The 20061-nt window shown below is 65.7% G+C and carries 15 protein-coding genes; 7 read left to right on the forward strand and 8 right to left on the reverse strand.

The features are described from left to right. Window positions 1-19: 19 nt before the first annotated feature. Entirely contained in the window at window positions 20-1327 is a 1308-nt protein-coding gene (hisD, locus tag H4W27_RS09985; RefSeq protein WP_192595799.1) for a histidinol dehydrogenase, read from the forward strand. A gap of 80 nt (window positions 1328-1407) precedes the next feature. Here hisD and H4W27_RS09990 read toward each other — a convergent pair whose 3' ends face one another. Further along, complete coding sequence (locus H4W27_RS09990) at window positions 1408-5745, reverse strand: SH3 domain-containing protein (RefSeq protein WP_192595800.1); 4338 nt, start codon at window positions 5743-5745, stop codon at window positions 1408-1410. 600 nt (window positions 5746-6345) lie between these two features. Between H4W27_RS09990 and H4W27_RS09995 the strand changes: the two genes are divergently transcribed. The 3 genes from H4W27_RS09995 to H4W27_RS10005 all read left to right on the forward strand — a co-directional run bounded on the left by H4W27_RS09995 (window position 6346) and on the right by H4W27_RS10005 (window position 8037). Beyond that, entirely contained in the window at window positions 6346-6996 is a 651-nt protein-coding gene (locus H4W27_RS09995) for a hypothetical protein (protein WP_192595801.1), read from the forward strand. A 182-nt stretch (window positions 6997-7178) separates the two neighbouring features. Beyond that, window positions 7179-7565 (forward strand): RNA-binding S4 domain-containing protein, encoded by a 387-nt coding sequence (locus H4W27_RS10000; RefSeq protein ID WP_192595802.1) that lies wholly within the window; start codon window positions 7179-7181, stop codon window positions 7563-7565. A 109-nt stretch (window positions 7566-7674) separates the two neighbouring features. After that, complete coding sequence (locus H4W27_RS10005) at window positions 7675-8037, forward strand: non-heme iron oxygenase ferredoxin subunit (RefSeq protein ID WP_192595803.1); 363 nt, start codon at window positions 7675-7677, stop codon at window positions 8035-8037. A gap of 358 nt (window positions 8038-8395) precedes the next feature. Here H4W27_RS10005 and H4W27_RS10010 read toward each other — a convergent pair whose 3' ends face one another. From H4W27_RS10010 to H4W27_RS10020, 3 genes are read right to left on the reverse strand one after another with little or no spacing between them, the layout of a single operon-like run. Next, complete coding sequence (locus H4W27_RS10010) at window positions 8396-9172, reverse strand: hypothetical protein (RefSeq protein ID WP_192595804.1); 777 nt, start codon at window positions 9170-9172, stop codon at window positions 8396-8398. Next, complete coding sequence (locus tag H4W27_RS10015; RefSeq protein WP_192595805.1) at window positions 9169-10086, reverse strand: ATP-binding cassette domain-containing protein; 918 nt, start codon at window positions 10084-10086, stop codon at window positions 9169-9171. The genes H4W27_RS10010 and H4W27_RS10015 overlap by 4 nt, the downstream gene beginning before the upstream one ends. A 34-nt stretch (window positions 10087-10120) precedes the next feature. Continuing rightward, a complete protein-coding gene (locus H4W27_RS10020) occupies window positions 10121-10483 on the reverse strand; it encodes a GntR family transcriptional regulator (RefSeq protein WP_318782281.1) in 363 nt (120 codons plus the stop codon). A gap of 235 nt (window positions 10484-10718) precedes the next feature. Between H4W27_RS10020 and H4W27_RS10025 the strand changes: the two genes are divergently transcribed. After that, window positions 10719-11534, forward strand: a complete 816-nt coding sequence (locus H4W27_RS10025) for an HAD-IIA family hydrolase (protein ID WP_192595806.1) — start codon at window positions 10719-10721, stop codon at window positions 11532-11534. 70 nt (window positions 11535-11604) lie between these two features. On the opposite strand, the gene H4W27_RS10030 is transcribed toward H4W27_RS10025, so the two are convergent. Continuing rightward, window positions 11605-14121 (reverse strand): MMPL family transporter, encoded by a 2517-nt coding sequence (locus H4W27_RS10030; RefSeq protein WP_192595807.1) that lies wholly within the window; start codon window positions 14119-14121, stop codon window positions 11605-11607. An 81-nt stretch (window positions 14122-14202) separates the two neighbouring features. Further along, complete coding sequence (locus H4W27_RS10035; RefSeq protein WP_192595808.1) at window positions 14203-14835, reverse strand: TetR/AcrR family transcriptional regulator; 633 nt, start codon at window positions 14833-14835, stop codon at window positions 14203-14205. A gap of 82 nt (window positions 14836-14917) precedes the next feature. On the opposite strand from H4W27_RS10035, the gene H4W27_RS10040 reads away from it, so the two are divergent. After that, the gene (locus tag H4W27_RS10040) at window positions 14918-16468 is read left to right on the forward strand and encodes an anthranilate synthase component I family protein (protein ID WP_192595809.1); all 1551 of its coding nucleotides are present in this window, start codon (window positions 14918-14920) and stop codon (window positions 16466-16468) included. Window positions 16469-16481: 13 nt separating this feature from the next. On the opposite strand, the gene H4W27_RS10045 is transcribed toward H4W27_RS10040, so the two are convergent. Further along, window positions 16482-17333: a hypothetical protein gene (locus tag H4W27_RS10045; RefSeq protein ID WP_192595810.1), complete on the reverse strand. Its 852-nt coding sequence runs from the start codon at window positions 17331-17333 to the stop codon at window positions 16482-16484. Window positions 17334-17488: 155 nt separating this feature from the next. Continuing rightward, window positions 17489-18982: a cardiolipin synthase gene (gene cls / locus H4W27_RS10050; RefSeq protein WP_192595811.1), complete on the reverse strand. Its 1494-nt coding sequence runs from the start codon at window positions 18980-18982 to the stop codon at window positions 17489-17491. 89 nt (window positions 18983-19071) lie between these two features. Here cls and H4W27_RS10055 point away from each other — a divergent pair, with 89 nt between their 5' ends. After that, window positions 19072-20028: an aminodeoxychorismate lyase gene (locus H4W27_RS10055; protein ID WP_192595812.1), complete on the forward strand. Its 957-nt coding sequence runs from the start codon at window positions 19072-19074 to the stop codon at window positions 20026-20028. Window positions 20029-20061 lie beyond the last annotated feature (33 nt).

A 20061-nucleotide genomic window follows, 5' to 3' on the forward strand; every position in this document is an offset into this window, starting at 1 on the left:
CAGTGGAGACAATGGGAACATGCTCACTCTCAAAGACCTGCGCGGAGGCTCGGTCGATGCCGCCTCCGTGCTCCCTCGCGCCGCCCAGGACATATCTGCCACGATCGAGACCGTGGCCCCGATTCTGAAGCATGTGCGTCAGAACGGAGTCTCCGCGCTGCTGGAGTATTCGGAGAAGTTCGACGGGGTGCGGCCTCCCTCCGTCCGGGTGCCGGCGGAGAAGCTGCGCGAGGCGGCGGAGCAGCTGGAGCCCAACGTGCGCGCCGCCCTCGAGACGCTGATCCTGCGCACCCGAGAGGTGCACAACGCACAGCTTCCAGCGGCCTCGGTGGTCTCCCCCGGGCCTGATGCCCGGGTGACCAACCGGTGGGCACCGATCCGGCGAGTGGGCCTCTATGTGCCCGGCGGTCAGGCGGTCTACCCCTCCTCGGTGGTCATGAACGTGGTCCCCGCCCAGGTGGCCGGCGTCACCTCTCTGGCGATCGCCTCGCCCCCGCAGAAGGACTTCGGCGGGCTGCCCCACCCGACGATCCTCGGCGCCGCGCACCTGCTGGGCGTGGATGAGGTCTACGCCGTCGGCGGCGCCCAGGCGGTGGGGATGTTTGCGTATGGGGCCCGGGACGACGCAGGCGAGATGGTCTGTGCGCCGGTCTCACTGATCACCGGTCCGGGCAACATCTTCGTGGCCACCGCGAAGCGGGCGGTGCAGGGTGTGGTGGGCATCGACTCCGAGGCAGGTCCCACCGAGATCATGGTCCTCGCCGACGAGACCGCGAAGGCCCGCCTGATCGCCGCAGATCTCATCTCCCAGGCCGAGCACGATGCCCTGGCCGCCGCAGTGCTGGTGACCACCTCGATGTCACTTGCCGAAGCCGTGATGACCGAGGTCGAGGCGCAGGCACGCACCACGCGGCACGACGCTCGCGTGAAGCAGGCACTGACCGGGGCGCAGTCTGCCGTGCTGGTGGTCGACACGATGGACCAGGCGGTGGACATCGCCAATGCCTACGGGGCCGAGCACCTTGAGGTGATGACGATCGACGATGCCACCGTCGTCGAAGAGATCCACAACGCCGGAGCGGTGTTCGTCGGTGACTTCACCCCTGTCTCTCTCGGTGACTACGGCGCGGGATCCAACCATGTGCTTCCCACCGGGGGCGCGTCCGCATACTCCTCCGGGCTGAACGTCTCGAGCTTCCTGCGGTCCCAGCAGGTCATCGCCTACGGCCGAGAAGGTCTGCGCCAGGTGGCCGACCATGTCACGGCACTGGCCCAGGCAGAGGGACTTCCGGCACACGGTCAGGCCGTGGAGGCTCGCTTCCGCTGATCACGACGACGACGGCGGACGCGACTCACCCGCGAATGAGTGAGTCGAGCCCGCCGTCGTGTGTCTGCGGTGCTGGCCGATCAGGCCTGGGAGATGTAGCTGGTGTTCACCCAGCCCGTGTGGGTCTCCCCGCCGGAGGTGTATTCCACCTTGAGCCATGAGCCCTCGCGCTTGAGCTGCTTGAGCTCGGTGCCGCGCGGGACCTGGACCAGCTTGTCACCGGAGGTGGCCGCCGACTCGCGGAGAGGCACGCTGTAGGTGGCAGTCCAGGTGCCGGCCGCTGAGACGTTGGAGACCGTCTTGGCGTCCGGGTGGACCTTGTAGTAGCTGTCCCCGTAGCCGCCCGGATCTCCGCTGAGGCCCAGCTTCTGGTTGCAGAGCGGCCAGGCGTTCCAGCCCTGCTTCTTGTAGAGCATGTAGGCCCGCTTGATCTGTTCCTCTTTGCTGGCCTCGTGCGGGAAGCCCGAGCCGCCGACAGCCTCCCAGGATTCTGGGCTGAACTGCACCCCGCCGTAGAAGCCGTTGCCGGTGTCGATCTTCCAGTTCTGACCGGACTCGCACTGGGCCAGCTTGTCCCAGATCTGGCTGTACGGTCCGTTCTTGCTCTTGGCGTGCATGTTCGAGGAGGTGGAGGTCCCCGAGCCGCTGGTGGAGCCGGAGGACCCGGTGTTCGAGCTGCCCGAGCTGGCAGTGCCGGTGGAGCTGGGGGCCTTGCTGGTCAGCAACTGAGCGGACATCCAGCCGGTGGCTCCGTTGACCTTGACCTCCTGCCAGCCGTCCGTCTTCTTCTGCAGCAGCTCGACCTTGGTTCCCGTGGGCACCGAGAACATCACGCTGTTGTTGGTGCTGGGGCCCATCCGCACATTCACGGTGTTCGAGCTGTAGGCGGTGCCGACGACCTTGCTGCTGCTGTTCGTGGAGTTGGCCTTGGGTGCTTCGCTGCTGCTCGACCCGCCGCTGGAATCCTTCGAGTCGCTCGAGCTCGACGAGGCGGAGGCACTGGCGGAGCCGGAGTTCAGGAAGTCCGAGTTCACCCACACCGTCTTGCCGCTGTAGGTGAAGCTCACCCAGTCGCCGTTGCGACCCGTGATCTGGATCTCGCGCTTGGGGTTCAGGTTCAGCACGATCCTGTACGAGGTTCCGGGGCCGCTGCGAGCGTTCAGGTAGACGTTGCTCTTGACGTGGTAGGTCCCGCTTGCTGACTTCGTCGATGAGCCTGAGTCCGAGGACGGAGCAGTCTCGGTGCTGCTCGAGTCACTGGAGGACGGGGTGCTGCTGCCGGAGGAGGCAGAGGCGGTCGCCTTGATCAGGTAGCCCGAATGCACCCACAGAGTCCGCGAGCCGTCCTTGAAGCTGACCCAGTCACCCTTCTTCCCGGTGATCGAGATCTTTGTCCCTGCCTTGAGCACCTTCGCGCTGGAGCTGGAGCTGCTCGCTCCGGTGCGGGCATTCAGCGAGATGCCGGACTTGACCTGGAAGGTCCCGCTCGCAGTGCTCGTGGAGCTGGTGGAGGACTTCGACGACGAGCTGCTCGAGCTGGTCGAACCGCTGGAAGAGGACGCAGAGGAAGCCTTCACAAGATAGCCCGAATGCACCCACAGGGTCCGCGAGCCGTCCTTGAAGCTGACCCAGTCACCCTTCTTCCCGGTGATCGAGATCTTTGTCCCTGCCTTGAGCACCTTCGCGCTGGAGCTGGAGCTGCTGGCACCGGTGCGGGCATTCAGCGAGATGCCGGACTTGACCTGGAAGGTCCCGCTCGCAGTGCTCGTCGAGCTGGTGGAGGACTTCGACGAGGTGCTGCTGCCCGAGGAGGCAGAGGCGGTCGCCTTGATCAGGTAGCCCGAATGCACCCACAGGGTCCGCGAGCCGTCCTTGAAGCTGACCCACTCACCCTTCTTTCCGGTGACCGAGATCTTCGTGCCTGCCTTGAGCACCTTCGCGCTGGAACTCGAGGTGCTGGCACCGGTCCGCGCATTCAGCGAGATTCCGGACTTGACCTGGAAGGTCCCGCTCGCAGTGCTCGGGGAGCTGGTGGAGGACTTCGACGACGAGCTGCTCGAATCACTCGAATCACTCGACGAGGTGCTGCTGCCTGAGGACGCCGTGGACTTGTCCAACCAGGTCGACTGCAGCCACAGGGTCCGAGAACCGTCCTTGAAGCTGAACCACTCGCCCTTCTTGCCGGTGACCTTCACCGTGGTGCCCGGCTTGAGGACCTTCACGATCGAGTTCGACGTGCCAGCGCCGCTGCGCGCCCGCAGGCTTACACCACTCTTGACCTTGTAGGTGCCGCTGGCCGCAGTGGTCGTCTCACCGGAGGAGCTGGAGGATTCAGGACCGCCAGGGACGGTCCCGGAGCCGGAGCCTGTCCCATTCGAGCTGCTGCCCTTGTTCAGGTAGCCCGAATGCAGCCAGAGGGTGCGGGAGCCGTCCTTATAGCTCAGCCACACACCACTCTTCCCTGTGACCTTCACCGTGGTGCCCGGCTTCAGCACCTTGGCCTTGGAGCTTGAGGTGCTGGCACCGGTGCGCGCGTTCAGGTACACGCCGCTCTTGACCTGATAGGTGCCGCTGGCCGAAGTGGTCGAGGAAGCAGAAGTCGAGGACGCCGTGGACTTGTCCAGCCAACTCGACTGCAGCCACAGGGTCCGGGAACCGTCCTTATAGCTCAGCCAGCCACCGTTCTTGCCCGTGACCTTCACCGTGGTGCCCGGCTTGAGGACCTTCACGATCGAGTTCGACGTGCCAGCGCCGCTGCGTGCCCGCAGGCTCACGCCGCTCTTGACCTTGTAGGTGCCGCTGGCCGAAGTGGTCGAGGAAGCAGGAGTCGAGGACGCCGTGGACTTGTCCAGCCAACTCGACTGCAGCCACAGGGTCCGGGAACCGTCCTTATAGCTCAGCCAGCCACCGTTCTTGCCCGTGACCTTCACCGTGGTGCCCGGCTTGAGGACCTTCACGATCGAGTTCGACGTGCCAGCGCCGCTGCGCGCCCGCAGGCTCACGCCGCTCTTGACCTTGTAGGTGCCGCTGGCCGAAGTGGTCGAAGAGGCAGGAGTCGAGGACGCCGTGGACTTGTCCAGCCAACTCGACTGCAGCCACAGGGTCCGGGAACCGTCCTTATAGCTCAGCCAGCCACCGTTCTTGCCCGTGACCTTCACCGTGGTGCCCGGCTTGAGGACCTTCACGATCGAGTTCGACGTGCCAGCGCCGCTGCGCGCCCGCAGGCTCACGCCGCTCTTGACCTTGTAGGTGCCGCTGGCCGCGGTGGTGGAAGAAGCAGGAGTCGAGGTCGAAGAACCCGAAGAGGAGCTCGCGACCTTCTTGAGGTAATCGCCGTGGGACCAGACCGTCTGACCGTTGCGGCTGAACTTCAGCCAGCTGCCGTACTTGGCGGTGACTGTCACCTGGGTGCCCGAAGCAAGGCCCTGCTGGACCGCGTAGTTTGTTCCGGGGCCGCTGCGCGCGTTCAGGGAGGTCGTGGTCCGGTACTTCGTGGGCGTGACCGAGGTGCCCTTGGGCGCGCTGGAGGCGGGGGTCGTGCCCGTGCTGGAGCCGCTCGGACGGGACGGGGTGACGGCTGAATGCGCCACCCACCCGGTGCGGCCATTGGTCTTGACCCGCACCATGGAGTTTCTGATGTCGCCGGGGACAGCCGTCAGTGCCGTGCCTGCGCCCAGCTGCCTGATGATCGAGCCGGAGCTGCTCGCAGTGGAGCGCAGCGGGGTGGAGCTCGCCGTGTAGTAGTCACAGGAGGCGGGGGCGGAGATGTTCAGCACGGTGCTGGCTGCCGAGCGCAGATTGACGCCGCGCTGGGCGAGCCAGGTGGTGGGATTATGGGAGGTGCCGCTGAGCCAGGCGCCCTCCCAGATCTCCAGGTGCAGGTGAGGCCCGGTGGAAGGGCCGGAGCTGCCGACTCGGGCGATGGTCTGACCGGCTTTGACGCTCTGCCCGATACGCACATGGCTGTTGGCGTCCCACATGTGGAAGTACGCGCTGTGGAAGGTCCTGCCGCCGATCCGATGCTGCACCACGACGTAGCCGGCGTTGTAGCGATTGCCGCTGAACGTCCGCACCACGGTGCCATCGGCGACGGAGTAGATCGGGCTTCCGTTCGCAGCACCCAGGTCCTGGCCCAGGTGATAGGTGGAGGCACCCTGGGTGGGCATGCAGCGCGCTCCGTAGGGAGACGTATAGCTGAAGGAACGACTGGCGAGCGGGTAGCGGAACGTGGTGGCACTGCGGGTCGCAGCGATGTCCACCGTGCTGAGACTGGCGGCACCGGCCGCGGGGGCGTTCACGCCCGCAGCGGGCAGCGGCGCCACATCGACGGGGGCAGCGGCTGCGGCATTGGCAGTCAGCGGCATGGTCAGGCCTACGGCGAGAGTGCCGACAACGGCAGAAGAGAGTTTTTTCGGCACAGCTGATTCCTCACTAGTCGTTCACATCCGAACGGCTCCATGAATACGTCGGCAGACACCTGCGGCGGCTGTCGGACCTCTCTGCACGGCTGGGAAAGCCAGAGAACCCCAGGTAGGGGCGACGAGGGCCAACATGCGGCGACACGCGCATGCATGAGTATTCATAAGCAGATATGGCGACTGGGGAAGCAGCGAACCGTACTTGGTGATGGGAAGCCAACGCGTACGGCCTGCCGAGTCAGGACTACTGTAACCCATGAATAGATACCCGTGACAAGAGTTTTTAGAAAAGCTTCCAGCCCGACTTTAACCAGGACGTGATCGGGGTATAACTGAGTCCCCTGCTGCATCACGCGTCGGTTACTCGGCGGCCGATGAACGGGGGCCTGCCCGTCGGGGACAGCACCTGACCTGCGATCACGACGGGAGGGCAGTGCAACACCTGAATGTCACTACCGCAGGACATTCAGGAAGCGTCACACTGCCCTCACTCGAGAAGTATCACATTGAGCAGGGGCAGGAACGGCACCCTGACCGTGCCAGAAGGGCATTGTGATCGGAACGTGACCGGTTGTCGAAGCAACGTGCCACACTGGACCCATGAACCAGCTTCCTGCTCCGTCGGCGGCCCTCCCTTCGCGCGCCGTGCGCACCTCCACCCGCCTCCGCGGGATGCTAACCCTCGCCCTGATCGCGCCCCTGGGGCTGATCGGGTGCACCGTCGAGGAAGAGTCCGACGCCAGCACCGACGAGACCGCGACTCCGAGCGCGGCGGCCTCAGAAGAAACAGGAACAGAAGAGTCCACAGCACCCGAAGCTGACTCGGATGCCTCCGCGGAGCCGACCTCCCAGGGCTCCGCCGACGACGGCGAAGATGCCGACCTTCCAGACCCAGACGCAATGGACATGGAAAGAACGGAAGAACTCGGTGCGTTTTTCTCCGAAGAGGAGGCCTGTCTATCCGTGGGATCTATGGTTGATGGACTCCACGAAGATATGAATCAGGGGATCGAAGAACAAGATATCCTGGATGATGCGTATTCCGCTGTCGAACAGACATACATTCTTGTTCCTGTCGAGTTGCGCGAACCTCTCGAGAAGATTCTCACGCTGCTGGACACAGACGTTGAGGATCTGGATGAAGAAGAGGTTCTCGTGGCGGCAGAACCGGTCGATGGATGGCTCACTGTCGAATTCTGTGATGGCCAATACCACAACCAGACTCACAGCGACGAGGACGCCCAGAGCTGACGTTCCAGGGTTCTCCCAGGCGGCACCCATTCTGCGCCCACCAAGTCACCCTAGTCTCGTAAGTGCCTCTTGAAGGTGCGAGTGATTCAGCAGACCCCGCGTCACGGAACAGTGTCCCCTCACACTCCGTACGCGGGGTCTGTGCATTCCCCGCCGGCCCGCATGTCTCCTAGACTGGGCCCATGACTGAGACCGCTCCCCTCGGTCCGCGAGCCGCAGTCCGCATCGACGCGTGGCTCTGGTCCGTCCGACTGTTCAAGACACGATCTGCCGCCACAGCCGCTTGTCGCGCGGGCCATATCACTGTCGACGGAGACCCGGTCAAGGCCTCGATGCGGGTGGAACCCGGTGCTCGCATCCACCTCCGGCGTCCCGGACACGAACTGATCCTGGAGATCATTCATACTCACTCCAAGCGCGTGGGCGCCCCCGTGGCACAGAAGGCCTACCGGGACCACTCCCCGGAGCGCATCCGGCCACGGGACATCGGCCTGCCCGTGCGTGAGCGCGGCTCAGGCCGTCCGACCAAGCGTGAGCGGCGCCAGCTGGAACAGCTGCGCGGACACTGATCTGGCCCTGAGACGTGCTCGGGACGTGCCCTGGGACGTGCCGTGAGATGTGCTCCGACAACTGAGACAATGCAGGCAGCACTTGTCCATCTTCCTGAGAGGCAGCCCCATGGCATCGTCTGAAGCTCTTCCCCCCGTCGACCTGGGCCCCGCGGCCCGATACCCAGAGGGCGAGGTCTTCCGCGTTCCAGCCGAGACCACCGGCTGGAATGACGACATCGCGGTGGTCCACGCAGAGGACGGCTCCTTCTACGCCTTGGACGATACCTGCTCCCACGAGGCCGTCTCCCTCTCAGACGGCTATGTGGAAGAGGACACCCTGGAATGCCCGATGCACGCCTCCGCGTTCTGCCTGCGCACCGGCGCTCCGGAGACTCTCCCGGCCCTCACCCCGGTCAAGACCCATCGAATCTCCTTCGACGCCGACCGGCTCATCCTCCATCCGGGCACCCCCCGACCGGCTGAGCAATAGGTCCACGGAAAAGACCCAGCAACCTCCCAGGATTTGCACCGCGTACTGCCAAGAAACATCATTACCGTAGAGAGTGCCTCATCAAGGTGCGAGTGATTCGGAAGCCCCGGGTCGGCCATATACAGCGTCCCTCACGCTGGCCGAACCGGGGCTTCTTCATGTCCAGAACAGCGGCCCGATATTCCCAGTGACTATCCAGGTAATCGCAAGTGCCCATCCAAGAACAGTCTCTAGAGTAGGGACTACCTCATCAAGGTGCGAGTGATTCGGGAGTCCCGGATCGGCCGATACAGCGTCCCCCTCACGCTGGCCGATCCGGGGCTCCTTTTCTCTGTGTCCGAGGCGTGAGTCACGCCCCTCACGCGGAGGCCGTTGCCCGCCGGATCACCAGATAGTTCACGGCAGTCAGCCCAAGTGTCAGCAGCAGCACCCATCCGGCGAACGAGTATGAGCTCTGCACGGCCAGCCAGTCCCAGACATGGGGCCACCATTGATTCTGGGTGACCACCATGACGGTCACGGCCAGCAGCGCGACGAGAGCCAGCGCGATGACCCACAGCATCACGAGGCTGACCCGGCGATAGAGGATCGACCAGAAGAACCCGAACATCATCGCCCCCAGGCACACCGCGCCCGCCAGGATCCCTCCCCCGAGAGCTCCTGCGTTCTGCGTCACCGCCGGGATGTCGAAGGTATAGGTCTGGGCCCAGAACCCGTCGGTGGCGCGCTCGAGCAGGATCGCGATCGCAAAGAGCGTGCCGAACCCGGCGGAAACCGCCGCGAAGGCCAGGAAGGCCCCGAGCACGAAGACCCGTCGGCTGTAGCTCAGTGCCATGGAGAAGGGGAACGTGTGCGAGGCCGAATAGGCGGCGATGAACGCCAAGCACCAGATGGTGGCCTGGGACGCGCCTGTATAGATCTCAGCTCCCTCGCCGGCGAGATGCCGCACCCAGAGCCCGATGCCGATGGCCACGGCCCAGGCGCCGAAGAACACGATCAGCGGGACCCAGATCATCTGCGAAGGGACGGTGAACTGCAGCTTGAAGGCTGATGGGACTCGGGCGAAGCTCGAACGTGCTGCTTCCTGCCCGGTCGATTCTGGAGCTGTCATGGACTGCACTGCGACGCTGCTCATCGGGCCACCTCCTGGGATGGGTCCATCGTGGTCTGCACTGACGTTTCTTCGCGTGCGGTGAGCCGCACGATGAGCTGCTGGAGAGACACCGGGACGATCTCCACCTCCCGTGCCTGGAGCAGGCTGCGTTCGGTCTCGTCGAGCGCGCCCAGCACCGTGGTGCGTACGATCCGGCCCATGGACTCATGGTGCAGGACCTCGCGGGTGCCGGCGACCTCAGCCACTGCATCCTCTCGACCCACCAGGGTGACGGCGCGGTCGCGCAGCTGTTCCACCGGCTCCTGGAGCAGGATCCGGCCTTGGTCGATGACCACCACGTTCTCGATCAGATGCGCGATCTCATCGATCAGGTGAGAGGAGATCACCACCGTGCGCGGGTGCGCAGCGTAGTCCTCGAGCAGCCGGTCATAGAACAGCTGCCGAGCCACAGCATCGAGCCCCATATACGGCTCATCGAAGAAGGTCACCTCAGCACGGGATGCGATCCCGATGATGACTCCCACGGCGGAGCGCTGGCCGCGGGACATCTTCTTGATCCGGGTCTTCTCGGGGACCCTGAACTCGCGGGTGAGCTGTGCCGCCAGATCCGCATCCCAGCGCGGAAAGGCGCGGGACGCGGCGCTGAAGGCGTGCTTGGCGAGCGCGTCGTCGATATAGCGCTGCTCCTCACGGACGAAACAGATCTTCGGGAGCACCTGCTCGTTCTCGTGTGGGCGCACGCCGAGGATCTTCACCTCCCCCGCGGAGGGCCAGTCCTGGGCTGTGGCGACGGACATCAGCGTCGTCTTGCCTGCGCCGTTGCGGCCGAGCAGTCCGTGAATGGCGTTCTCCTCGAGCCTGAGCGACACATCCTCCAGCGCCGCTGTGCTGCGGTATCGACGCGAGACCCGGATCAGTTCTATGGCGGTGTTCACGACCGCCTCCTTCCTTCAGCGCACGTGGCGCTGTCTACGCTCTGGAGCGGAGCATCTCGATGATGGTCTCGACCGAGAGCCCGACGGTGCGGGCCTCGACGAGGATCGGATCGAGGTAGTGCGCGGCGAACTGCTGACGGCGCTGCGCGGTGAGCACTGCCTGGGCCCCGGGTGCGACGAACATCCCGAGGCCGCGGCGCTTGACCAGGATTCCCCGGTCCGCCAAGAGGTTGAGCCCCTTGGCGGCGGTGGCGGGATTGATCCGGTGGAAGGCTGCGAGCTCATTGGTGGACGGGGCACGCTCGCCCTCAGCCAGAGAGCCGTCCAGGACGGACGCCTCCAGCTGCTCAGCGATCTGCACAAAGAGTGCCCGACCTTCTTCCACGAACTCGTTCACCTTCCCTCAAGCAACTGCACCAGCATACCCAGCTCACTACCTCTCTGGTTAATTACTCTACTAATGGACCACAGCGGGCGACGGGAGTCAATGGTCTGCGAGAGTCGATGGACCGCGAGAGTCAATGGACCGCGGTCGACACCGACACCTGCGTGGCGCGCTCAGGAGTCGGTCATGGCACGGCTCGCGCGCCCGCGCCTAGTGGACCCACAGGCGGAGGACATAAGATCGGTACATGAACGGTGAGAACATTGAATGCTGGCTGACCGATATGGACGGCGTGCTCGTGCGCGAGCAGGAGGCTCTCCCCGGTGCCGCCGAGCTGCTGGAGCAGTGGCGCCGCAAGGATCTCCCGTATCTCGTGCTGACGAACAATTCGATCTTCACTGCGCGGGATCTCAGCGCCAGGCTGCGGCACTCTGGACTCGTGGTGCCCGAGGAGCGGATATGGACCTCGGCTCTGGCCAGCGCGACGTTCCTGGCGAACCAGATCGACCCGGTCTCCAACGCGCAGGGCAGCTGTTATGTCATCGGCGAGGCCGGGCTGACCACCGCGATCCATGCCGCCGGATTCATCATGACCGAGACGAATCCGGACTATGTGGTCGTCGGCGAGACCCGGAACTACAGCTTCGAGGCGATCACCAAGGCCGTGCGGCTGATCAACGACGGTGCACGGTTCATCCTCACGAATCCCGACGCCACCGGCCCCAGCGCGGAGGGCGTGCTGCCGGCCACCGGAGCCATCGCCTCGCTGATCACCAAGGCCACGGGACGGGAGCCCTATGTCGTGGGCAAGCCCAATCCGATGATGTTCCGTTCTGCGCTGAACCACCTGGGCGCGCACTCCATGGAGACAGCCATGATCGGTGATCGCATGGACACCGACATCGTGGCCGGCATGGAGGCCGGCATGCACACCATCCTGGTGATGTCAGGGCTATCCAGCCGGTCGAGCATCGCGGATTTCCCGTTCCGCCCGAACCGGATCATCGACGGTGTCTATGAGCTGCTGGACGAGCCGCTCGCGGAGCAGGGCGAGGACGACTGAGCCTTCTACTCCGCAGACGAGACTGCCCGGCGCCCGCCTGAGGGGACGCCGGGCATTCTCATCTGCCGAGTCAGATGTCTCGGCCTGCCGAGTCATCGACCATCTTGCGCTCCAGCTTCGCGCCCTCGACATCCACATCGGGGATGATCCGGTCCATCCACTTCGGCAGCCACCATGCTGCGGGGCCGGCCAGGTGCAGCAGCGCCGGCACCAGCAGCAGCCGCACCACGAAGGCGTCGAGCAGCACGCCCACGGAGAGACCCAGGCCCATGGAGGCCACCATCGGATCGTCGGTGAAGATGAAGCCGGCGAAGACCGAGGACATGATCAGTGCGGCTGCGGTGACCACGGAGCGTCCTGCATGCAGACCCTGCCGCACGGCCAGACGCGGAGCTGAGCCATGGGCGTAGGCCTCGCGCATGCCCGAGGCGGTGAACAGCTGATAGTCCATCGCCAGTCCGAAGAGGATGCCCACCATCAGCACCGGCAGGAACGTCACGATCGGGCCTGGCTCGGTGACCCCGATGAAGTCGGCGAACCAGCCCCACTGGAAGACCGCCACGACGATGCCCACCGCCGCCGCGAAGGATCCGACGAACCCGAGAGTGGCGATCACCGGCAGCAGGATCGAGCGGAAGACCATGATCATGAGCAGCAGCGAAAGCCCGATCACCAGCGCGAGGTAGAGCGGGAGCGCGTCGGAGATGACATCTGACATGTCGACCTGTGCAGCGGTCATGCCTGCCACCGAGAGGTCGACGTCGGCGAGGTCGGCTCCGGTGAGCACCTCGCCGTCACGGAACTCGTGCACCAGCGCCTCAGTGGACTCCGCGGCCGGTCCATCCTCCGGGATGACCTGGAAGACGCCGAGGGTGTTGTCATCGTTCAGGGACGCAGGGACCGCCGCCGCGATGTTCTCGTTCGCGAGCAGCTCATTGCCGATGTCGATCTGATAGTCCTGCGCCGCGGTGTCATCGAGTCCCTCGGGAAGATCCGCGAGGACCAGCAGCGGCCCGTTCACGCCGGCTCCGAACGCCTCTTCGGTGGCATGGAATGCCTGGTAGGAGGCAGAGTCCTCGGCATTGGAGCTCGCATCCGGCAGACCGAGGCGGAGGTCGAAGGTCGGGATCGAGAGCACTCCCAGCCCCAGCAGAGCCAGAACGGCGATGCCCACGGCCTTCCCGTGACCCATCGGCTCCGTCACGACCTTGGACCGGTACTCGCCGATGTGGCGGCGCTCCTTGCCGCGCAGGATCTTGCGGCCGACGATCGAGAGCATCGCGGGAGTCATGGTCACCGCGATCAGCACCGCGATGGCCACACAGGCCGCGGCCACTGTGCCCATCAGCGCCAGGAAGGGCAGACCTGTCACGTTCAGCGCCAGCAGGGCGATCACGACGGTGGCCCCGGCGAAGACCACTGCATTGCCGGCGGTGCCGGTGGCGAGGGCGATCGAGTCGTGGGTCCCCATGCCCTCCTTCAGCTGCCGCCTATGTCGGTGGATGATGAACAGCGAGTAGTCGATGCCGACAGCGAGACCGAGCATCAGTCCCAGGATCGGGGTCATCGACATCATCTCGACGACTCCGGAGAGCGCCATCGCACCGGCCACGCCGACCCCGACGCCGATCAGCGCGTTCAGCAGCGGCAGCCCCGCGCCGATGAAGGTCCCCAGCATGATCAGCAGCACCGCGGCGGCGATCAGCAGACCGATCAGCTCGGCGACCGAGAACAGGTGCGGAAGCTCCATGTCGAGGTCCCCACCAGGGAGCGCGTCCACGCCGTCGATGTCTGCCTGAGCAAGCTCATCAGAGATGGAGGACAGCTCTTCGGTGCCCACGCTCTCCATGGGCTCGCTGAAGCTGATCATCAGCACTGCGACGTCGCCGTCCTCGGAGACGACCTGCGCGCCGGAGGACAGCTCCAGCATCGCCTCTCCGCGCTCAAGCTCGGACTCCGCCTCGGAGAGCTCCTCCTCGCCGGTCTCCAGCTCCGCGGCAGCCTCCTCCAGCGCCTCGCGGTTCGCATCGATCTCTGCCTGCTGGGCCTCGAACTGCGGCGCGGCGGCCTCGTAGACCCCCTGCTCCTGCGCCTGGGCGATGGCCTCGTCGAGCTGCTCCTGACCCTCTTCGAGCTGTTCGAATCCTGCGTCGATCTCTTCGCGACCGCTCTCAAGCTCCTCACGACCGGTCTCGAGCTCCTCGGCACCCTCGGTGATCTCGGTGCGGGCATCCTCGAGCTCCTCCTGGGTGGCGAAGGGATTTCCGACACTGCTGATGACCTCATCCGACTCAAGCTCGTCGATGAACTCAGCGATCTGCTCCTCCTGGTCCTGCGTGAAGGGCTCACCGTCCTGAGTGCGCAGCAGAGCCGACGCGTTGCCTCCCCCGGCATCGGGCATCTCCTCGGCCAGCCGATCCGCCACCTTGGTGGTCTCGAGGTCGGGGAGGCTGATCTGATCGGTCAGCTGACCGCCGAAGGCGAGGAACGAGCTGACAGCGAGGGCGAGCAGGACGAACCACGCTGCGACGACGGTCTTGGCTCGGCGGGCGGAGAGCAGGCCGAGGCGATATAGGAGCTTTGCCATGAGACGATCATAAACGGAACGCCGCGTCTCGAAATTCAGTCACGGCTCTGTCCCCCCATATGTGACATATTTCATGCAGATTCAGCGTGCGGCGTCCTCCTCCGGGCGCAGCAGACCGGTCACGACGACGTCGACCAGACTCTCCGCCCAGCTCGTCGTCGGTGCGGCACCGGTGAGCATTCGGAAGATGAGCGGATCACCCATGGCTGAGGCGGCTGCGGTGATGTCCACGCCTTCACGCAGCTCTCCGGCACGCTCAGACTCACGCAGCCGCTCCGCAAGCGGTCCGTGATCCCACATGCTGGCCTGCTCCAGCAGCCGCTCCGTCCCCGGGTCGCCCTGAAGACCAGCCACCACGAGGCTGCGCGCCATGCCCACGTGGGTCTCCTGGAACGCCTCCACCAGCATGGAACGTATCCAGGTCAGGCAGTCTGCACGGAGATCGCCGGTCGAGGGCATCGGGACGATCTCGATCTCTGCCTCACCGGTGAGCATCACCTCGAGCACCACCGTGGCCTTGGACTTCCACCAGCGGTAGATCGTCTGCTTGCTGACTCCCGCTTCGGAGGCGATGGCTTCGACTGTCAGCTCCTCATACGAGCTCTCGCTGAGCAGCCGGGAGGTCGCATCCAGGACCGCCTGGTGGGAGGCCTCGCTGCGCGGCCTCCCCCGACGAGTCTCCACGGTGCCGGATCGCTGTGCCTCACATGCCATGAGCGACATCGTAGCGCGCCGCCGCCGGCCGCGGCCTGTGCCATCCTTGAGGCATGCCAGCGCTCGGACGGATCTGACGACCATGGAAGCGAGGATCCGCAGCACCCTCATCGATCTGCACGACTGGGCGGACTCCGCTGATCCGGAATGGCGACATCCCGAAGATCTTGCCCCGGCGCTCTTCGCCGCACTCAGCGCACAGATGCCGAGGACGCCAGCCGCCCTGCTGGACAGCAGCGACCATGCTCACAGCGCCCAGCCGACTCGCAGCAGGCGCAGCATCCTCGCCTTCTCCGCCGGCCCCCACGCCACCACGGTCAGTCATGCGGACGGCATCACCACCGTCGCCGCGGCAGGGCAGACCCAGCGGCGCGAACAGGGCTTCTTCTCCTGGCTCCAGCAGAACTGGCCCGATCAGAAGGAGGTCGAGAAGGTGGTCGCGCAGGGGGCCGAGCCCGGTGAGCGGGACACTCCGAGCTTCCGTCTCGGCTGGGTCGGATGGCTGGGACATGAGCTCAAGCGTGAGTCCGGCTCCCCGGTCACGGGCGCAGGTGATCGCAGCGCACTCCCCACCGAGGAGGCGAGCCTGTTCCGAGCCACCCACGCCGTGGTCCTCGACCACCGCCTGGGCCAGCTGGAGCTGCAATGGCTGGCGACCCCCGAACCGGAAGTCTCCTGGGTGGAGACGGTCAGAGAGGCCCTGCGCGCGGCGCTGGCAGAGTCCTCCCCCCAGAGCCCGAACCCTCGGGCGGGGCTCCGCGATGTCGAGGTCACGGACCTGATCGTCCGCGATTCCCACACCGAGTACCTGGCCGCGGTGGAGGCGGCCCAGCGGGAGATCGTCGCCGGCAACAGCTACGAGATCTGCCTGACCACAGCGGTGACCGCCAGGCTGGGCACGGCGGCCCCCCGGTGCGGCATAGACCTGTTTCGACGGCTTCGCTCGCGCAACCGCGCCCCCTTCACCCAGTTCCTGCGGATCGGCGAGACAGAGATCCTGTCCACCTCCCCCGAACGATTCATGAGCCTCAGCGCGAGCGGCACAGTGCGCTCCGAACCGATCAAGGGCACCAGGCCGCGGGGGACCACCGCGGCGGAGGACCAGCGGCTCGCCGAAGACCTCGTCACGCACCCCAAGGACCGTGCCGAGAACGTGATGATCGCGGATCTGGTGCGCAACGACCTCTCCATCCACGCGGCCCCGGGAACACTGCGCACCGAGCGTCTGTGCGCCGTGGAGACCTACCCCACGGTGCACCAGCTGGTCTCCACGATCAGTGCGCAGATCCCCTCGGGAGCGGTCCGCGCCCGGGTCATCGCCGACGCCTTCCCGCCCGGATCCATGACCGGTGCTCCCAAGATCTCCACGATGAACATCCTCGAAGAGCTCGAGTCCGGACCACGCGGGCCCTATTCAGGGGTGGCCGGGTATTTCAGCGCCGATGGTGCCGCCGATCTCGCTGTGCTGATCCGCACGGTCGTGCTGACAGGTCCCGATCACGCCCGGAGGCTGCACCTCGGGCTGGGCGGCGCGATCACCGCAGACTCCGAGCCGGAGGCCGAGTGGGAAGAGGTCCGGGTCAAATCCCGCGGCGTGCTGGAGGCTCTCGGAGCTGAGTTTCCGCGCAGCTGAGTTTGAAAGCAGGTCAGTCCGTCTGCTGGTGCGCGTGGGTGGCCAGTTTTGCGGCCTGCAGCTCCACCACCTCGCGGAAGGTGTGAGCGTCCATGTTCGCGGCGCTGACCATCAGCAGGTGCCTGCCGTAGTCAGTGCTGGCTGAGTAGCCGAGCACCTCGACCATCCCCTCGCCGTTGTGGACGTCCATGTGGAGCTCGATGCCCTCGAAACCCTGGGACTCGAAGGCATCCACGCGCACAGAATCCGTCTCACCGCGAAGTGGCTGGTCAGCGCAGGCTTCGACGACGCCGTCCCAGACGGCCGCCGAGTCCTGGGGATCCGGCAGGCCGAGCATCCAGACATACAGGCTCTCGGTGCGGTCCTCCAGTTCATGCTCGTACTCCTGGACGACCCCGCCCTGCGGGTCCTCCCCCACCAGCTCGGCATTGACCTGGTCCATGGCGGAGGTGCAGGCGCCGTCCCCGAAGCTCTCGGTGTATATCTCAGGCTGCGCGCTCAGCTGCTCCTGGAAGAAGTTCAGTCCGGTCTGCGTCGAATGACGGTCCGGGGTGAAGGGCAGCTCGCTCTCGCTGAGCAGGATCTGCGCGATCTCCTGCTCGCTGAGCATCTCTTCGGGCTCACCGTCGGTGTCAGCATCCCCAGCATCTTCGGCGCTGCCAGCCTCGGGGGAGGCTTCATCCTCGGCCGGGGAGCCGGCGGAACCGGCGGAGGCCCCGACGGCGGCAGAGGAGTCCGTGGTCCCGCTGGGACCCTCGGAGCAGGCCGAGAGGGAGAGTGCGGCGGCCGCGATCAGGGCGATCAGACCTGAAGCGCGAGCCCGGGACGGCGCGGCTCGGGAGGCCGCAGATCGCAGTCCGGTCATGTGTCCTCAGGTCTCATCGGTGCAGGATGCAGTGGAGCCGGGGCACGCCCCGGGTCTTCGGCAGTGAGTATATAACGACAGCTCAGCTGGACCCAGGACCTCGGCTCTCGCAGGGCCAGCGTCGTGCTGTGCTGTCCGTTCTGGGCCCTGCGCTCTCACTGGAGGGCGGAGGTGAGCCGGAACGTGTTGTCCAGGTACCGAACATGCCACGGACGCCTGGACCACTGCGCCAGATCGAGCTCGGCGGAGAGCATCATGTAGCGCGCGAAGACCTGTTCGATCTCGGCGACCTTCGCATCGTCGACGATCATCAGGGTGACCTCGAGGTTCAGCGAGAAGGATCGCATGTCCATGTTCGATGAGCCGAGCACCGCGACGTCGTCGTCGATGATCATGAACTTCGCGTGGAGAACATCCGGGTCCGGGTAGCGGAAGATCCGCACGCCGGCCTCGAGCAGGATCTGGTAGTAGGACTGCTGCGCATGCTGGACGGTGAACTGGTCCGCCTTCTTGGAGACCAGCACCAGGACATCCACATTGCGGTGCGCCGCGTTGGTCAGCGCGTAGAGCAGCGAATCGTCCGGCACCAGATAGGGGGTGGAGATGACGATCCGTTCGGTGGCCTGGTAGATCAGATCGTTGAAGAGACGAAGGTTGTTCTCATCGGGGAAGCCCGGCCCCGAGGGCACCACCTGGACCAGGGAACCCCCTGAGGCCGCCTCATCCGCTTCGAGGTCCACCAGCAGCTTCTCGCCGAGGTTCTCATTGGTCTCGGCGTACCAGTCAGAGGCGAAGACGATGTCCAGCCCGGTCACAGCCGGTCCGGTCAGCACCACGTTGAGCTCCACCCATCTGCGGCCCCTGCGCACGGCGGAGGCGCGCTGGTAGTGCGGCTCGATCAGATTGGTGGAGCCGGTGAGCGCGGTGAGTCCGTCGATGACCACGATCTTGCGGTGATTGCGCAGGTCCAGCCGGGAGAAGCGGCGCCGCAGGGGTCGGACCGGAAGAACTCGATACCATTCGATCGCTGAGTCGCGCAGCCGACGTTTGAGCCGTCGATACCCGCGCACGCGGGCGGTGCCGAGGTGGTCGAAGAGCAGCCGGACCTTGACCCCGCGGGCAGTCGCTCGCTCCAGGGCATCGAGCACCGGGCCGGTGTAGTCCGGATCATCTCCGATGATGTAGAACAGCACGTGGACATATTCGCGAGCCTCGTCGATCTGATCCACGAGCCAGGTGAACGTCTCCTGATAGTCGGAGATCAGCGTCAGCTGATTGCCCTCCTGGATGGGAAAGGCCCCGAGATTCCGGTTGAGCACGGCGGTGGCGCTGAGCTGCTCGTCGTAGTCGCGGAGCTGATCGGAGAGGTCCATATGACTGGTGGCCTCGAGCAGCGCGGCGTTGATCCGGCGCTGCCGATCCTGCCGTCTGGCGGAGAGCTTGCTGCGACCGATCAGCAGGAACAGCGGCAGTGCGACGGCGGGGATGAAGAACACGGCCAGCAGCCAGGCCATCGCGGTGTTCGGGCGCCGATTGTCAGGGATGATGCCGATCACGGCGACCCGGATGCCGACCTCCAGCACCAGGATGATCAGAAAGATCCACTGCGGAAGGGACTCGATCCCCAACCCGCTTATCGGCCACAGCACGTGATCCCCTCCAAACCCTTCGTCGACAGCCTACTGTGTGCTGTCGAGCCCCGCGCCTCGACGGGCCCCGCAGGGGCTAGGCTGTAGCCATGGCTGAGCACTTTCGCGATGACTCCGTGGCCGCCGTCGCTGTACGGATCGATGCCGAGCATCCCACCGGACTGGTCTTCGACCCCCACCAGCCCCAGCTGCGCATCACCGATCTCGGTGCCGTGCGCGGAGACGGCATCTTCGAGACCATGCTCGCGGTCAACGGGACGCCGCGGAAGCTGGATGCGCACCTGAGCCGACTGCGTCGCTCCGCCGGAATCCTCGACATCGAGATCCCACCCGCCGATTCCTGGGAGGCCGCCATCGGGCTCGGCCTCGAGGAGTACCGAGCGCGCGGCGGGGTGCCTGAGGAGCTGGCGATCAAGCTCGTGGCCACACGTGGCGTGGAGGGTGAGCCTGCCTCTGAGGATCCAGCCTTCTGCGGCACCTACTGGGCCATGCTCACCCCGGTGGCGGAGAGCACGCGGGCCGGACGCGGGACACCGCTGGCGGTCACGCTGCTGGACCGCGGATATGACTCCACTGCGGCCGAACGCGCGCCCTGGCTCCTGCTGGGCGCGAAGACGCTGAGCTACGCGGTGAACATGGCGGCGCTGCGCCACGCTGACCAGCACGGATTCGACGACGTCATCTTCACCACCTCCGACGGCCAGGTGCTCGAGGGCCCGACGTCCACGGTGCTCATCGCCAAGCGCGGTTCCGAGGGCGAGCCGCCCACGCTGATCACTCCTGTCCTGGAGACCGGGATACTGCCCGGCACCACCCAGGGCGCCATCTTCACCGCGGCGGAGCGGGCCGGATGGCAGCTCGGCTATGGACCGCTCACCCCGGAGGACCTCTTCGCCGCCGACCACCTGTGGCTGCTCTCCTCGGTGCGTCTGGCCGCACCCGTGGAACGCCTGGATCAGCAGCAGCTGGCCGTGGATCCGGAGCTCACCGCACAGCTGAACAGCTTCCTGGACCAGGACCTGCCGGTCAGCCACCCCCAGGACTGAGAGGTCCCGGCGCCCCGGGGCTGCCATGTTCTG

It is taken from the genome of Nesterenkonia lutea, from assembly GCF_014873955.1.
In the GTDB taxonomy this organism is placed as follows: Bacteria; Actinomycetota; Actinomycetes; order Actinomycetales; family Micrococcaceae; genus Nesterenkonia; species Nesterenkonia lutea.

Coding starts and splice junctions, on each gene's coding strand:
- hisD (WP_192595799.1), top strand. CDS start 20: ATGCTCACTCTCAAAGACCTGCGCGGAGGCTCGGTCGATGCCGCCTCC.
- H4W27_RS09995 (WP_192595801.1), top strand. CDS start 6,346: ATGAACCAGCTTCCTGCTCCGTCGGCGGCCCTCCCTTCGCGCGCCGTG.
- H4W27_RS10000 (WP_192595802.1), top strand. CDS start 7,179: ATGACTGAGACCGCTCCCCTCGGTCCGCGAGCCGCAGTCCGCATCGAC.
- H4W27_RS10005 (WP_192595803.1), top strand. CDS start 7,675: ATGGCATCGTCTGAAGCTCTTCCCCCCGTCGACCTGGGCCCCGCGGCC.
- H4W27_RS10010 (WP_192595804.1), bottom strand. CDS start 9,172: ATGAGCAGCGTCGCAGTGCAGTCCATGACAGCTCCAGAATCGACCGGG.
- H4W27_RS10025 (WP_192595806.1), top strand. CDS start 10,719: ATGAACGGTGAGAACATTGAATGCTGGCTGACCGATATGGACGGCGTG.
- H4W27_RS10030 (WP_192595807.1), bottom strand. CDS start 14,121: ATGGCAAAGCTCCTATATCGCCTCGGCCTGCTCTCCGCCCGCCGAGCC.
- H4W27_RS10035 (WP_192595808.1), bottom strand. CDS start 14,835: ATGGCATGTGAGGCACAGCGATCCGGCACCGTGGAGACTCGTCGGGGG.
- H4W27_RS10040 (WP_192595809.1), top strand. CDS start 14,918: ATGGAAGCGAGGATCCGCAGCACCCTCATCGATCTGCACGACTGGGCG.
- H4W27_RS10045 (WP_192595810.1), bottom strand. CDS start 17,333: ATGACCGGACTGCGATCTGCGGCCTCCCGAGCCGCGCCGTCCCGGGCT.
- H4W27_RS10055 (WP_192595812.1), top strand. CDS start 19,072: ATGGCTGAGCACTTTCGCGATGACTCCGTGGCCGCCGTCGCTGTACGG.